This window comes from Sphingomonas sp. Xoc002 (assembly GCF_050408055.1).
Taxonomy (GTDB): domain Bacteria; phylum Pseudomonadota; class Alphaproteobacteria; order Sphingomonadales; family Sphingomonadaceae; genus Sphingomonas; species Sphingomonas yabuuchiae.
Window position 1 is genome coordinate 1,231,537 of record NZ_CP191175.1, and the last position, 15,267, is coordinate 1,246,803.

Genomic DNA, 15,267 nt, shown 5'->3' on the forward strand with positions numbered 1-15,267 from the left:
GGGACTATGCGCCTGCACCTGACTTCCTCCCTGACCTCCGGCGTTCTGATCGGCTCGGCCCTGTTGCTGGCCGGGTCGGCTTCGGCGGAGACGTTGCGCGAGGCGATGGTGCGGGCGTATCAGAGCAACCCTACGATCACCGGCCAGCGCGCCGCCCAGCGCGCGACCGATGAGAATGTGCCGATCGCACGGGCCAGCGGCCTGCCGTCGTTGCAGTCCAACGGCCAGATCATCGACAATATCGTCGTGGCCAACAACAACTTCCTCAACCCGGAACGCGTCGGCACGGGGCAGTTGCAATTGTCGGTGCCGCTCTATCAGGGCGGCGCGGTCAAGAATGCGGTGCGCGCGGCCGAGACGCGGGTCGATGCCGGGCGGGCACAGCTGCGCGGGGTGGAGGCGAACCTCTTCACCAATGTCGTCGCGGCGTACATGAACGTCATCCGCGACGAGGCGATCGTCAACCTCAACACCCGCAACGTCAATGTGCTGGATACCAATTTGCGCGCCTCGCGCGATCGGTTCCAGGTCGGCGACCTCACCCGGACCGACGTCGCCCAGTCCGAAGCCCGTCTGGCGCAGGCGCGCGCGCAGCTTCAGTCGGCGCAGGCGAATTTGATCTCCAGCCGCGAAAACTATGTCAATATCGTCGGCGTCGCGCCGGTAGGGTTGGAACAGCCGCCCGCGCTCCCGACGCTGCCCGCCTCGCCCAATCAGGCGGTGGCGGTCGCGCTCGACCAGAATCCACAGCTGATCGCCGCGCGGCGATCGGCGGATGCGACCCGCTACGACATCAACGTCGCGCGCGCGAACCGGCTGCCCCGCCTGTCGGCGGTGTCGAGCGGCAATTATTTCAACTATCTGGGCTCGTTGAACGTGCCCAATGTCCCGGCCTCGGGCGTCAATGCGACAGTCGGGGTGCAGATGTCGATGCCGCTGTTCCAGGGCGGTCGCCCGGCGGCACAGGTCCGCCAGGCCGAGGCGCTGCGCGGGCAGGCGCTGGAGAACGCCACCGGCACCGAGCGGCAGGTGGTGGCGCAGGTCCGCTCCGCCTACGCCGTGTGGCAGTCCTCGCAGGAGGTGATCGCCTCGGCCGAATCGGCGGTGCGCGCCAACTCGCTGTCGCTGGAGGGCGTGCGCGCCGAGAACAGTGTCGGCACCCGCACCGTGCTCGACATCCTGAACGCCGAGCAGGAATTGCTGAACAGCCAGGTGACGCTGGTGACCGCGCGGCGCGACGCCTATGTCGCGGGCTTCGCGCTGATCGCCGCGATGGGCAATGCCGAGGCGCGCGACCTGGGGCTGGACGGCGGTTCGCTTTACGATCCGGTCGCCAACTACAAGCGTGTCCGCAACAAGATCAGCGACTGGGGCGGCGATGGCGAGCCCGCGCCGGTCGCCAGCACCACCGCCGGAACCCCGGCGCAGACGGCGGCGATCACCCGTCCGCTCGACGCCGACGTCAACGCCCCTGTTGACAGAAGCCCCGCATTAACCACAGGTGCGGAGGCACCAAGCCGGCAATAAGGCCGGACAGGGGCCTTGGGGGCAAGAATGGGGTTTGCGGTCATGGGTGATGTCAGCGCAGAGCCGTCGATGGAAGAGATCCTCTCCTCGATCAAACGGATCATTGCCGAAGAGGGCGAAGTGCCCGCCCGCCAGCGTCGCCAGCCGCGACCCGTGCCCGCGCCTGCGGTCGAGGATGATTCGCCCGAGGTCCTGGAACTCAGCGATCCCATGCCGCTGCGCATGAAGGTCGAGGCCGCCGCCGCCCGCGCTGCCGAATCGGCGATGCGCGCCGTCGCGCCCGAACCCGCCCCGGCGCCTGCTCCGGCCCCCGAGCCGGTGGCGCATGTCGCCGCCCCCGCACCCGTTGCCCCGCCGGTCCAGGCCGATCTGGACGACGCGGAAGAGGCGATCGTATCCCCGCGCGTGGCCGAGGCCAGCCGTGGTTCCCTGGAGGCGCTCAGCCGTATGATGGTCAAGCCGGAACCCACCAGCGACGGCACGCTCGAAGGGCTGGTCCGCGACATGCTGCGCCCGATGCTGCGCGAATGGCTCGATACCCATCTGCCCGAGATGGTCGAGGCGATGGTCGCGCGCGAAATCGCCCGGATCACGCGCGAAGGGCGCTGATCCTGCCCGCCGGCTTTTCGACCTGCATCAAGATGCAAGCGGAACCGGCGGCACCCGTCCGGGTTCGTTGGGCATGAACCCGACACCCGAGACGCCCGATCTGTCGAAATCGACGCGCTCGCACGTGTCGTCCCCCCCGATCGCGGATGCGAGCCAGCCGCATTCGGGGCAGTCGGACATCTTTTTCGCCGCCGTGAAGACGACGCGCATGCCGATGATCGTCACCGATCCCCGGCAGCCCGACAATCCCATTGTCTTCTGCAACGAAGCCTTCAGCTTCATGACCGGCTATTCCGAGGAGGAAATCCTCGGCACCAATTGCCGCTTCCTGCAAGGGCCGGAAACCGACCGCGACGTGGTGGCGCAGGTCCGCGCGGCGATCGCGCGGCGCGACGAGATCGCGGTCGAACTGCTCAACTATCGCAAGAACGGCTCGACCTTCTGGAACGCCTTGTTCGTCTCGCCGGTCTATGACGATGCGGGCGAGCTGGTCTATTTCTTCAGCAGCCAACTCGACATATCGCGCCGCCGCGAGGCCGAGGATGCGTTGCACGAGGCGCAGAAGATGGAGGCGGTCGGCAAGCTGACCGGCGGCATCGCGCACGACTTCAACAACCTGCTCCAGGTCATCATCGGTTATGCCGATATCCTAGAGGCGCGGGTCGATCAGGGCGACCGAAGCGGCCGTCGTGCGGTCGAGGCGATCGCCGCCGCCGCCTCGCGGGGCGCGACGCTGACCCAGCAACTGCTCGCCTTTGCCCGCAAGCAGGAACTGCGCGACCGGCTGCTGAACTTCAACCAGCTGATCGAGGATTTTCGCCCGATCCTGAACCGGACGGCGGGCGATGGCGTGGTGATGCGCCAGCGGCTGGAGGAAAATCTCTGGAACTGCCGGATCGACCCGGTCCAGGCGGAAATGGCGCTGCTCAACATCGTCAGCAACGCGCGCGAGGCGATCGGCCGTCAGTCGGGGCAGGGTGAGATTACTATCTCGACCCGCAACATCATCCACTCCGGCGACAGTCCCGAAGGGCCCGCCAATCTGGAGCCCGGCGAATATGTCATGGTGCGCGTCGCCGATGACGGGCCGGGCATCGATCCGCAGATCGCCGACAAGATTTTCGACCCCTTCTTCACCACCAAGGAAATGGGGAAGGGTGCCGGGCTGGGCCTCGCTATGGTCTATGGCTTCATGCGCCAGTCGGGCGGCCTCGCCACGGTCGAAACCGACACGGACGGCGCGGCGATCGCGCTCTACTTCCCGCGTGCTGCGGGCGTCACCGAACGCCGCGCCGCACCCGTTCAGCCGGCCCGCAGCGGCGGGGTCGAGCGCGTCCTGATGGTCGAGGACCAGGATGATGTCGGTGATCTCGGCAAATCGATGCTCGAGGATCTGGGCTATGACGTCGTCCTGACCCGCAGCGCGCGCGAAGCGCTCGACCATCTGGCGCAGGACAGCGACTTCGCCTTGTTGTTCACCGATATCCTGATGCCCGGCGGGATGAACGGCGTCGCGCTGGCGCAGGTCGTGCGGCGTGACTATCCGCATCTGTCTGTGCTGCTGACCACCGGCTTTGCCGACGAGGCGATCGACGAGGGCGCACGCTCCTATGAGCTGATCCGCAAGCCCTATCGCCGCGCCGACCTGAACGAACGGATTCGCGCGGTGCTCGACCGGCCGGGTGCGCGAACCTGATATAAGTTCACTTAAGCCTATTCCTCCCCTTGCAGGGAGGAATGGAGCAGGATCGGTCCGATGGGACACGCTCCGGATAGCATCTGGCGTCCGGCGGCGCGGGTCATTAAGGCAGCGGCATGACTGAGCTGCCCAAGACGTTCGACCCCGCCGCAATCGAAGCCCGCTGGTATGGCCATTGGGAGGAAAAGGGCCTGTTCCGCCCCGACCGCCCGAACGCCGAGCCGTGGACGATCGTCAACCCGCCGCCCAACGTCACCGGCAACCTGCATATCGGCCATGCGCTCGACAACACGTTGCAGGACATTCTGGTCCGCCACGCCCGGCTGAAGGGCAAGGATGCGTTGTGGGTCGTCGGCACCGACCATGCGGGCATCGCGACCCAGATGGTGGTCGAGCGCCAGATGAATGCGCGTGGCGAAAAGCGCACCGACTTCACCCGCGACCAGTTCCTGGAAAAGGTCTGGACGTGGAAGGCGGAAAGCGGCGGCCAGATCACCGGCCAGCTGCGCCGTCTGGGCTGCTCGATGGACTGGGCCAATGAGCGATTCACCATGGACGAGGGCTTCAGCAAGGCGGTGCTGAAGGTATTCGTCGACCTGTATCGTCAGGGCCTGCTCTACCGCGACAAGCGGCTGGTCAACTGGGATGCGGGGCTCGGCACCGCGATCAGCGACCTGGAAGTCGAGACGCGCGAAGTGAAGGGCAGCTTCTGGCGGCTGCGCTACCCGCTCGCCGATGGATCGGGCTTTATCGAGGTCGCGACGACCCGGCCGGAGACGATGCTGGCCGATATGGCGGTCGCGGTCCATCCGGACGACGCGCGCTATACCGCGCTGATCGGCAAGCAGGTCCGCCTGCCGATCACCGGCCGCCTGATCCCGATCGTCGCCGACGAACATGCCGACCCCGAACTGGGATCGGGCGCGGTCAAGATCACGCCCGGCCATGACTTCAACGATTTCGAGGTCGGCCGCCGCGCCGGGATCGAAGCGCGCGACATGCTCAACATGCTCGATGGCAAGGCGCATATCTGCCAGACTTCGGATGGCCTGATCCCCGACGCGTTCCTCGGCCTGTCGACCGCCGACGCACGCAAGGCCGTCGTCGCACGCCTGAAGGACGAGGGCGTCCTGATCCCGCATATCGACAAGGACGGCGAGGAGCATGACGCCGAGCCGCGCACGATCCAGACCCCGTTCGGCGACCGTTCGGGCGTGGTGATCGAGCCGTGGCTGACCGACCAATGGTATGTCGACGCCAAGACGCTGGCCCAGCCCGCGATCCAGGCGGTGCGCGGCGGCGATATCAAGATCGTGCCGCAGGCCTGGGAAAAGACCTTCTTCAACTGGATGGAGAACATCCAGCCCTGGTGCGTCAGCCGCCAGCTCTGGTGGGGCCACCAGATCCCGGCGTGGTTCGCCGAGGATGGCCGCGTGTTCGTTGCCGAAACCGAGGAAGAGGCACGCGCCGAAGCCGGTGAGGGCGTCACCCTGACCCGCGATCCGGACGTCCTCGACACCTGGTTCTCCTCCGCGCTCTGGCCCTTCGCGACGCTCGGCTGGCCCGATAACGGCGACAAGACGCTGGCCGGGCGTTACCCGAACGACGTGCTGATCTCCGGCTTCGACATCCTGTTCTTCTGGGATGCGCGGATGATGATGCAGGGCATGCACTTCATGGAAGAGGTGCCCTTCAAGACGCTGTATCTCCACGGTCTTGTCCGCGCCGCCGACGGCTCGAAAATGTCGAAGTCGAAGGGCAATACGGTCGATCCGCTGGGCCTGATCGACCAGTACGGCGCCGACGCGCTGCGCTTCTTCATGGCGGCGATGGAGAGCCAGGGCCGCGACATCAAGATGGATGAACGCCGGGTCGAGGGCTATCGCAACTTCGCGACCAAGCTGTGGAACGCGGCGCGCTTCGCCCAGGCCAACGGCATCGGCGCATCGGCCACGCTGGAGGCGCCCAACGCCACGCTGGCGGTCAACAAGTGGATCATCGCCGAGACGGTGAAGACGGTGCAGGCGGTGGACCTCGCGCTGGCCGACTACCGCTTCGACGGCGCGGCGAACGCCATCTACCAGTTCGTCTGGAGCCGCTTCTGCGACTGGTATCTCGAACTCATCAAGCCGGTCCTCCAGGGCGGCGAAGAGGGCGGGGAGGAAACCCGTGCGGTCGCGGGCTGGGTGCTCGATCAGATCCTGGTCCTGCTCCACCCGTTCATGCCCTTCATCACCGAGGAACTGTGGCATGCCATGGGGGCGCGCGATCATGACCTGATCGTGGCCCAGTGGCCGATGGCGGACGCCCGCGCGCTCGACCCCGAGGCGGAGCGCGAGATCGACTGGCTGATCCGTCTGGTCAGCGAGATTCGCGCGGCGCGCACCGAACTCAACGTGCCGCCGGGCGCGCGTCTGCCGGTGCATGTGCGTGACGCGAACGAGGGGACGACGGCACGTCTGACCCGTCAGGCTTCGGCACTGGCGCGTCTGGCGCGTGTCGAGGCTGCCGAGGGCGACGCCACCGGCGGGGCCGCGCAGGTCGTGGTGGATGAGGCGACCTTCGTCCTGCCGCTGGAAGGCGTGATCGACCTCGACGCCGAACGTCAGCGCCTGACCAAGGCGATCGCGGCGGTCGAGAAGGAACGCGACGCGCTGGGCGGGCGGCTGAGCAATGCCAGCTTCGTCGAGCGTGCCAAGCCCGAAGCGGTCGAAAAGGCCCGCGCCGACCATGCCGACAAGATGGCCGAGGCCGCGCGCCTGCACGCCGCACTAGGCCGCCTGGGTTAACCTAATCCTCCCCATGCTGGGCATGGGGAGGGGGACCGTCGCGAAGCGATGGTGGAGGGGCGAGAGGCTACGCCCCTCCACCACGACCAGACGGCCGCGGTTCCCCTCCCCAAGCAAGCTTGGGGAGGAATGGGGTTCGTTACCCCTGTTCCCCCAGCCGCTTGAGCCGCCGGATACGCGGCTCGCGCTGGAGTTGCGCCTCGCGCCGGATCACCTGCCGCAGTTCGTCGCGCTTTTCATGGATCGACGCGATCACCGGCCCCATCGCGACACCCAAATCGACCAGCACCGCCTCCGACAATTGCAGCGAGCTTTCCAGTGTCTCGGGCACCGCCTCGCTGACGCCTGCACGGTAAAGCTCGGTGGCATGCGCCATGTCGCGGGCGCGTGCGATGATCGGCAGGTCGGGCGCGGCCTCACGGATACGCCGCGCCAGCCGAACGGTCAGCACTGGATCGTCCATCGTCAGGATCAGCGCGCGCGCGGCAGGCAGGTTCAACCGGTCGACCAGCTCGGCCCGCGCCACGTCGCCGAACAGCACCGGATAGCCCGCCCGCCGCGCCTCGCTGACCGAATCGATATCCGCCTCGACCGCGACATAGGGCTGGCCATGGACGGTCAGCATGTCGGCAATCATCTTGCCGACGCGACCGAAGCCGATGACCACGGTGCGTCCGGTATCGGCATCCGCCTCGGGAGCGGGGGGCAATTCGCCGCTGCGTGCTTCGATCCGACGCGAGATGACCCGGCCTGCCTTGGCGAGCAACGGGGTGATGGTCAGGCCGATCGCGGTCACCGTCTGCCAGAAGCTGGCGGTCGAGGGCAGGATCAGCTGCGCCTGGGCCGCCGTTCCCAGCACGATCAGCGTCGTCTCGGACGGGCTGCCCATCAGCAGGCCCGTCTCCGCCGCCACGCCGCGTCGGGCATGAGCGACACGCAGCAGCAGATAGGTGACGATCGCCTTCACCGCGACCACGCCAACCACCGCGAGCAGCAGCATGTCCCAGTTCTTCGCGATCAACCGGAGGTCGAGGCTCATGCCGACAGTGATCAGGAACACACCGAGCGCCAGGCCCTTGAACGGCGCGGTCATCACCTCGACCTCGGAATGATATTCGGTCTCGGCGATCAGCAGGCCCGCCAGCAGCGCGCCGACGATCGGCGACAGCCCGGCGGCGGTCGTCGCGACGCTGGCGACGATGACGACCAGCAGCGAGGCGGCCAGGAACAGTTCGGGGCTCTTGGTCCGCGCGGCCTGGGCGAAGAGGCGCGGCAGGACGAACTTGCCGCCCAGATACATGGCGACCACCGTCAGGCCGCCGCGCAGGGCGACGCCCGCAATCCCGACCCAACCCTCGTCGCTGGCGGTCGGCGCCATCGCGCCCAGCGCGAAGATGATCGGCACCAGCGCCAGATCCTCGAAGAGCAGCATCGCGAACGCGCCGCGGCCCACCGGGCTCGTCGTGCCGACCAGCGGCAGCACCAAAGCGGTTGAGGACAGGGTAAGGGCAAGACCGAGGCCGATTGCTCCCGCCCAGCCTTGCCCCAGCATATGAAGCGCGATCCCGATCAGCGCCGCCGAGCCGATGAGCTCGGCTGCACCGGTGCCGAACACCAACCGCCGCATCGCCCAAAGCCTGCGAAAGGACAGCTCCAAACCGATGGAAAACAGCAATAATATGATGCCGAACTCGGCAAAGGGCTCGATCGACTCCGGGTTGGAGATGGTCAGATAATAGAGCCAGGGTGCATGGGGGACGAGCGATCCCAGGCCCGCCGGGCCGACGAGCAGCCCGACCAGGATGAACCCGATGACCGGGCTGACCCGAAAACGCGCGAAGGCGGGAATGACGATCCCCGCCGACCCGAGGATCACGAGGGCGTCGGAAAAGCCCTGATTGTCTAACCGAAGTGCCATGACGACAGCCTAACCCGGCTTTGCCGCGCTTGTCAGGTCGTTAATCCCACGAAACGACGATGGGGCGATTCGTCCAATGGGGTATGATGCGAAGGCGGCGTTAGGGCGGCACGATGAAGCCGCCCCGATCGACCGCCCTGTTCGCCATCCTGCCTTGCCTGGCACTGACCGCCTGCGGGGATGGCGACCGGGCCGAACGGCTGAAGGCGGCGGGGCCCAACCCGTCGCTCGACGCGCTGATGCGGGTCGCGGATGCCGATGCGGGCGCGCGGACCTTCGGCCAGTGTCTGGCCTGTCACACGATCGGCAAGGGCGAACTCGACCGGGCGGGGCCCAATCTGCATGGCATCATGGGCAAACCGGTCGCCGGGGGCAGCCTGCGCTATGGCTATACCGCCGCACTGGAGCGGGTCGGTGGGCGCTGGGACCGGGTGACGATGAACCGCTGGCTGACCTCGCCGCAACGCTTCGCGCCGGGGACGAAGATGACCTTTCCCGGCCTGCCCGACCCGCTCGCCCGGGCGGATGTGATCGCCTATCTGGAGCGCGAGGGGCGTTCCAGATAGGCGTGACATTTCCGCGGCGAACGTCGATGGGTGTCAGAAGGTCGCCATCATATTGGCTGGCCGCTGTCCATCGCCATGCAGCAATATGGGAATCGCTGTAGCGGGCGGGGTCATGTAAAGTGGTTTGCGGGCCTCGACAAAGCGCTCCTTGGCGTAGGGACGGATACATACCCTGTCCCCCTGATTGCCGCTGAGTACATGATAGCGGCTTTCGTCCTCGCCAACATAAAGCCCGAAATGGCCGCCACCATTGCGCGTGAAGGTGACGATGTCGCCGAGATCGGGCTGGCCGCTAGGTTCTCCGAAATTACGCCAATTCAGGGCCCATAGTGGCTTGGCGGGCGGTGTCTTGCCGGCTCGGCGCGCCACCACCGCCATGGTCAGGCCGCACCAGGGAATGGCATCCGCATCATAGAATTTGGCGACATCGCCACCGACTTCCTGCGCCCATTGCAGGATGACGGGGTTGTTCTTTGCGCCCGCTCGTTCCTCGATGCCCCAAAGCTTTAATGACTCCGACACCATGCGGGGCAAGGTGCCGATCGTCGTCAGCCAGCTATAATTTCCCAGATCCATTTCCTGTCTCCCGATCGAGCGATACGCAAAAAGACCCGGGAGGCATGCCCCCCGGGTCCATCTTGCTCGCGCTGCGATCGGTCGCCTATCGACGACCGGACCGAAACGGACCTTACTGCCAGTTGGCCATCGCGGTTTCGAGGTTGACGCGGATCGCCTCGAAGAACTGCTCGGTGGTCATCCAGGGCTGGTCCGGGCCGATCAGGATGGCGAGATCCTTGGTCATCTGGCCGTTCTCGACGGTCTGGATGCAGACCTTTTCCAGCGTCTCGGCGAAGCGGACGACGTCGGGCGTGTTGTCGAACTTGCCGCGATACTTCAGGCCGCCGGTCCAGGCGAAGATCGAGGCGATCGGGTTGGTCGAGGTCGCCTTGCCCTGCTGGTGCTGGCGATAGTGACGGGTCACGGTGCCGTGCGCCGCTTCCGCCTCGATCGTCTTGCCGTCCGGGGTCATCAGGACCGAGGTCATCAGGCCCAGCGAGCCGAAGCCTTGCGCGACCGTATCCGACTGGACGTCGCCGTCATAGTTCTTGCAGGCCCAGACGAATTCGCCGTGCCACTTGAGCGCCGAGGCGACCATGTCGTCGATCAGACGGTGCTGATACTCGATGCCCGCCGCCTTGAACTGCTCGGCGAACTCGGTGTCGAACACCTCCTGAAAGATGTCCTTGAAGCGGCCGTCATAGGCCTTCAGGATGGTGTTCTTGGTCGACAGATAGACCGGCCAGCCGCGGTTCAGGCCATAGTTCATCGAGGCGCGCGCGAAATCGCGGATCGACTTGTCGAGATTGTACATGCCCATGGCGACGCCGGCGGCGGGGAAGTTGAACACCTCCTCCTCGATCGACTCGCCATTCTCGCCTTCCCACTTCAGGGTCAGCTTGCCCTTGCCGGGCACCTTGAAATCGGTCGCCTTATACTGGTCGCCGAATGCGTGACGGCCGACGACAATCGGGTGGGTCCAGCCGGGCACCAGACGGGGAACGTTCTTGATGACGATCGGCTCGCGGAAGACCACGCCGCCCAGGATGTTGCGGATCGTGCCGTTGGGCGACTTCCACATCTTCTTCAGGCCGAACTCCTCGACGCGCTGCTCGTCGGGGGTGATGGTCGCGCACTTGATGGCGACACCGTACTTCTGCGTGGCATGGGCGCTGTCGATCGTCACCTGGTCGGCGGTCGCGTCGCGATTCTGGACCGACAGGTCGAAATAGGCCAGTTCGATGTCGAGATACGGCTTGATCAGGCGTTCGCGAATCCATTCCCAGATGATCCGGGTCATTTCGTCGCCGTCGATCTCCACGACGGGGGTGTTCACCTTGATCTTCGCCATATGCGCATCCTTCAGATTAGGCAGGTTTGGTGACGCGTCTAGGGGAGGGGGCGCGGCGGATCAACCACCCTGCACATCACGCGAAAGGGCCGGGGCGAACCGAAAAGATTGTGCGATGGCCGGTGGACAGGTACACAGGCCCGATGCCTTCGCTTGAAAAGCCCCCCGTCGCGACCACCACCGTCAAGTGGCGCTTCCCCGCCGTCCATCCCGAAGGGCGCAAATATGTGCTGATTGGGGCGGGCCTGACCATCGTCGCCACGTTGATCACCAAGGTGCTGTTCTGGCCGTTCGTCGGCCTGTGCATCTGGATCGCGGCGTTCTTCCGGGACCCCGTCCGCACCACGCCGCAGGGCGACGACCTGATCGTCGCACCCGCCGATGGCTTGGTCACCATGATCCAGCGCGTTCCGATCCCGCGCGAACTGATCGGCGAACTGGGCGAGGCGCCGCTGGTCCGCGTGTCGATCTTCATGTCGGTGTTCGACGTGCATATCAACCGCACGCCCGTCGCAGGCGTCATCCGCCAGGTCGTCTATATCTCGGGCAAGTTCCTCAACGCCGATCTCGACAAGGCGTCGGACGAGAATGAACGCCAGCATTTCGTGGTCGAGGGCCGCGATGGCCGGAAATATGGTTTCACCCAGATCGCCGGTCTGGTCGCGCGTCGTATCGTCGGCTTCGTGAAGCCCGGGGATATGGTCGCTGCCGGTCAGCGTGTCGGCCTGATCCGCTTCGGCAGCCGCGTCGACGTGTACCTGCCCGATGACGTCACGCCGCAGGTCTGCCTGGGCCAGCGTTCGGTCGCGGGCGAGACGGTGATCGGCCGTGTCGGCGGCAAGCCGATGACCGGCATCGCGCAGTAAGCCGCACTCTCCGATGGCCATTTCCCCCCGTTTCGCCCGCCGCCGCGCCGATGGCGAGCCGCCCCGCGGTCTGCCGCTGCGGGCGATCATTCCCAATGCGGTGACCGCGCTCGCGCTGGTATCCGGCCTGACGGGGGTGAAGTTCGCCATTGCGGGATCATGGGAGGCGGCCGTCACCATGATCATGGTCGCGGCGGTGCTGGACGGGCTGGACGGCCGGATCGCGCGATTGCTGCGCGGGGAAAGCCGGTTCGGGGCGGAACTGGATTCGCTGTCCGACGCCATTTCCTTCGGCGTCGCGCCTGCCCTGATCCTCTATCTCTGGTCGCTCGAAAACCTGCCGCGCATCGGCTGGATTTGCGCGGTGCTCCAGGCGGTGTTCTGCGCATTGCGGTTGGCACGGTTCAACTCGCAGCTCGATGTGACGGATCAGCCGCGCAAGACGGCGGGCTTCTTCACCGGTGTTCCCGCCCCCGCCGGGGCCGGGCTGGCCATGCTGCCGCTCTATCTGTGGTTCTGGACGGGCGAGCCGATCTTCTCGTCGCCCTATCTGGTCGCGCCGTGGGTCGCGCTCGTCGCCTTACTGATGGTATCGAGCCTGCCGACCCTGTCCTGGACCTCGTTCCGCCTGCGCCGCCATGTGCGGTTCGAGGCGTTGGCGATCATCGTACTGGTCGGGGTCGCCCTGATCTCCGCACCCTGGCATGCGCTGACCGCGCTGTGCCTGGTCTATCTGCTGAGCATCCCCGCCACCATGATCGCCTATGCGCGGCTCAAGCGGCCACGCGGCGGCGTACCAGCGAAGGGGCAGGGGAGCCCGCCGCCCAGCGCCTGACGGCGATCCGGCGCTCGGCCACTACCAGGGTGGCCAATGGCGTGAAGGCCGGTTCGATGTGACCCGTGGCGAGATGCAGGATGCGACGCCATTGCGGCGCCACCATCATCGCTATGGTGGTCAGGGCGGCGACCAAGGCGCCCGTGAAAACCAGAACACTCACCACGATCATCATGATGCCAGCCTCCTGCCGTCCGTCCGATACGATCCGGCACATTAACCAGACCGTAACCATTGATTTTTTCGTCGAGTTCCGTCGCCGAAACGCCGACATCAGGTTGAGTCGTGCCAAATTCGCGACGTTGCGAAAACGTTATGCGATGGCTGGAATCTCAACCCCGTTGTGATCGCTTTATGTTCCGCCGATGTTCTCTTGTCAATCGGCATTGGAACAAAAGTGAACGCGGTCGGGCGCTTGCCATGCGGTTTTGCATCGGCTAAGGGCCCGCGCCTCAACACCGCATGGGAAGCATCATATTTCGGTGCGCATGGGCTTCGCCCGCCGCGTCATCCGCTTCCCAGAGGACTAACCGGAAGGAATTACATTATGGCGGCACCCGTCGTCACCATGCAGCAGCTGGTCGAGACCGGCGCGCACTTCGGCCACCAGACCCATCGCTGGAACCCGAAGATGAAGCCCTACATCTTCGGCGACCGCAACGGCGTCCACATCCTCGACCTGTCGCAGACCGTGCCGCTCTTCGCGCGCGCTCTGGAGTTCATCAGCTCGACCGTCGCGGGCGGTGGCAAGGTCCTGTTCGTCGGCACCAAGCGCCAGGCGCAGGAGCCGGTCGCCGAGGCCGCTCGCCGCGCGGGGCAGCACTTCGTCAACCACCGCTGGCTGGGCGGCATGCTCACCAACTGGAAGACGATCTCGAACTCGATCAAGCGCCTCAAGACGCTCGAAGAGCAGCTGTCGGGCGACACGCACGGCCTGACCAAGAAGGAAGTGCTGAACCTGACCCGCGAGCGTGACAAGCTCGAGCTGTCGCTGGGCGGCATCCGCGACATGGGCGGCATTCCGGACGTGATGTTCGTGATCGACGCCAACAAGGAAGAGCTGGCGATCAAGGAAGCCAACACGCTGGGTATCCCCGTCGTGGCGATCCTCGACTCGAACGTCTCGCCCGACGGCATCGCGTTCCCGGTTCCGGCCAACGACGACGCCAGCCGCGCGATCCGTCTGTACTGCGAAGCCGTCGCCATTGCCGCCACCCGTGGCAACAACGAGCAGCAGCGCCGCAGCGGCGCGGACTTCGGCGCGATGGCCGAGCCGCCCGTCGAGGAAGCGCTCACCGTCGCCCCGACCGAAGCCGCCGAGCAGGCGGTCGAGGCCGAGCGCCAGATCGACGCGTAATCGCGTGACAATGCCCCGCGATGCGGGCGGGGCGATCATCGACCGGGCGGGCATGGCCTCCGGTCGATGACATCGGCTTGACATGCAAGCCGTGCTAAGGGCCGCCTCCGATGGGGCGGCCCTACCCGCATCCCCCTTTTCAGACAGAGGAAATCAGACAATGGCCGATATCACCGCAGCGATGGTCAAGGACCTGCGCGAAAAGAGCGGCGCGGGCATGATGGACTGCAAGAAGGCGCTCAACGAAGCCGCTGGCGACATGGACGCTGCGCTGGATTGGCTGCGCACGAAGGGCCTGGCGGCCGCGCAGAAGAAGTCGAGCCGTACCGCAGCCGAAGGTCTGGTCGGCGTCGCCACCAGCGGCACCGTCGGCGCTGCCGTCGAAGTGAACTCGGAAACCGACTTCGTCGCCAAGAACGACCAGTTCCAAGCGTTCGTTCGTGACGTGACCGCGATCGCGCTTAAGTCGACCGACGATGTCGAGGCGCTGAAGAACGAAGCGATGCCGCAGGGCGGCACCGTCGCCGAAGTGCTGACCAACAATGTCGCCACCATCGGTGAGAACCAGTCGCTGCGTCGCGCCAAGCGCCTCGAAGTGTCGAAGGGCGCGGTCGTGTCCTACGTCCACAACCAGCAGGCCCCGGGCCTGGGCAAGATCGGCGTGCTGGTCGCGCTGGAGTCGGAAGCCGCCGACGACGTGCTGCAGTCGCTGGGCCGTCAGCTGGCGATGCACATCGCCGCTGCCTTCCCCAAGGCGCTGAACGAGGAAGACCTGGACGAGGCCGAGATCGAGCGTGAGCGCGCGATCGCGACCGAGAAGGCCGCCGAATCGGGCAAGCCCGCCGACATCATCGCCAAGATGGTCGAAGGAGGCATCGCCAAGTACCGCAAGGAACACGCGCTGGTCAGCCAGCTGTTCGTGATCGACGGCAAGACCAAGATCAGCGACGTCGTCGCGAAGGCCGGCAAGGACGCCGGTGCCGAGATCAAGCTGGTGGACTATGTCCGCTTCCAGCTGGGCGAAGGCATCGAGAAGGAAGCGTCGGACTTCGCGGCTGAAGTGGCCGCCGCGTCGGGCGTTCCGCAGAAGGCGTAATGTCTCGCGCCGTTCCGTGACGGAACGGTGAAGGTAGAGGGGAGCGGCCGCCGCGAGGGGGCCGCTCCCTTTGCGTTTGGGGTCTCTCCAGATCCT

Annotated in this window: 13 protein-coding genes; 9 read left to right on the forward strand and 4 right to left on the reverse strand. The window is 66.0% G+C overall.

Features of this window, described 5'->3' with window-relative positions:
- Nucleotides 1–6 precede the first annotated feature (6 nt).
- From ACQR50_RS05645 to ACQR50_RS05660, 4 genes are all read left to right on the forward strand, one after another.
- Nucleotides 7–1,527 carry a TolC family outer membrane protein gene (locus tag ACQR50_RS05645; protein WP_428970136.1) on the forward strand — a complete coding sequence of 507 codons (1,521 nt, stop codon included), beginning with the start codon at nucleotides 7–9 and terminating at the stop codon, nucleotides 1,525–1,527.
- Nucleotides 1,528–1,569: 42 nt separating this feature from the next.
- Nucleotides 1,570–2,136, forward strand: coding sequence for a DUF2497 domain-containing protein (locus ACQR50_RS05650; RefSeq protein ID WP_076718043.1), 567 nt, complete (start codon nucleotides 1,570–1,572; stop codon nucleotides 2,134–2,136).
- Nucleotides 2,137–2,209: 73 nt separating this feature from the next.
- Nucleotides 2,210–3,832, forward strand: a complete 1,623-nt coding sequence (locus tag ACQR50_RS05655) for a histidine kinase famiy protein (RefSeq protein ID WP_428970137.1) — start codon at nucleotides 2,210–2,212, stop codon at nucleotides 3,830–3,832.
- Nucleotides 3,833–3,951: 119 nt separating this feature from the next.
- Nucleotides 3,952–6,624, forward strand: coding sequence for a valine--tRNA ligase (locus ACQR50_RS05660; RefSeq protein WP_428970138.1), 2,673 nt, complete (start codon nucleotides 3,952–3,954; stop codon nucleotides 6,622–6,624).
- Between the two features lie 139 nt (nucleotides 6,625–6,763).
- Here ACQR50_RS05660 and ACQR50_RS05665 read toward each other — a convergent pair whose 3' ends face one another.
- Nucleotides 6,764–8,542, reverse strand: coding sequence for a cation:proton antiporter (locus tag ACQR50_RS05665; RefSeq protein WP_056439676.1), 1,779 nt, complete (start codon nucleotides 8,540–8,542; stop codon nucleotides 6,764–6,766).
- Nucleotides 8,543–8,655: 113 nt separating this feature from the next.
- On the opposite strand from ACQR50_RS05665, the gene ACQR50_RS05670 reads away from it, so the two are divergent.
- The gene (locus tag ACQR50_RS05670; RefSeq protein ID WP_428970139.1) at nucleotides 8,656–9,108 is read left to right on the forward strand and encodes a c-type cytochrome; all 453 of its coding nucleotides are present in this window, start codon (nucleotides 8,656–8,658) and stop codon (nucleotides 9,106–9,108) included.
- A 33-nt stretch (nucleotides 9,109–9,141) separates the two neighbouring features.
- On the opposite strand, the gene ACQR50_RS05675 is transcribed toward ACQR50_RS05670, so the two are convergent.
- Together ACQR50_RS05675 and ACQR50_RS05680 are read right to left on the reverse strand one after the other, a co-directional pair.
- Nucleotides 9,142–9,684: a TIGR02594 family protein gene (locus ACQR50_RS05675; RefSeq protein ID WP_428970140.1), complete on the reverse strand. Its 543-nt coding sequence runs from the start codon at nucleotides 9,682–9,684 to the stop codon at nucleotides 9,142–9,144.
- A gap of 112 nt (nucleotides 9,685–9,796) precedes the next feature.
- Nucleotides 9,797–11,017, reverse strand: coding sequence for an NADP-dependent isocitrate dehydrogenase (locus ACQR50_RS05680; protein ID WP_428970141.1), 1,221 nt, complete (start codon nucleotides 11,015–11,017; stop codon nucleotides 9,797–9,799).
- A gap of 143 nt (nucleotides 11,018–11,160) precedes the next feature.
- Between ACQR50_RS05680 and ACQR50_RS05685 the strand changes: the two genes are divergently transcribed.
- Nucleotides 11,161–11,883: a phosphatidylserine decarboxylase gene (locus tag ACQR50_RS05685; RefSeq protein WP_076715621.1), complete on the forward strand. Its 723-nt coding sequence runs from the start codon at nucleotides 11,161–11,163 to the stop codon at nucleotides 11,881–11,883.
- Nucleotides 11,884–11,896: 13 nt separating this feature from the next.
- Nucleotides 11,897–12,718 (forward strand): CDP-diacylglycerol--serine O-phosphatidyltransferase, encoded by an 822-nt coding sequence (gene pssA, locus ACQR50_RS05690; RefSeq protein ID WP_428970142.1) that lies wholly within the window; start codon nucleotides 11,897–11,899, stop codon nucleotides 12,716–12,718.
- On the opposite strand, the gene ACQR50_RS05695 is transcribed toward pssA, so the two are convergent.
- Nucleotides 12,657–12,893, reverse strand: a complete 237-nt coding sequence (locus ACQR50_RS05695; protein ID WP_076718045.1) for a hypothetical protein — start codon at nucleotides 12,891–12,893, stop codon at nucleotides 12,657–12,659. The two genes, pssA and ACQR50_RS05695, sit on opposite strands and share 62 nt — an antisense overlap.
- 372 nt (nucleotides 12,894–13,265) lie before the next feature.
- On the opposite strand from ACQR50_RS05695, the gene rpsB reads away from it, so the two are divergent.
- Nucleotides 13,266–14,075: a 30S ribosomal protein S2 gene (gene rpsB / locus ACQR50_RS05700; RefSeq protein ID WP_042487688.1), complete on the forward strand. Its 810-nt coding sequence runs from the start codon at nucleotides 13,266–13,268 to the stop codon at nucleotides 14,073–14,075.
- Nucleotides 14,076–14,235: 160 nt separating this feature from the next.
- Nucleotides 14,236–15,171, forward strand: coding sequence for a translation elongation factor Ts (gene tsf / locus ACQR50_RS05705; RefSeq protein ID WP_428970143.1), 936 nt, complete (start codon nucleotides 14,236–14,238; stop codon nucleotides 15,169–15,171).
- Nucleotides 15,172–15,267 lie beyond the last annotated feature (96 nt).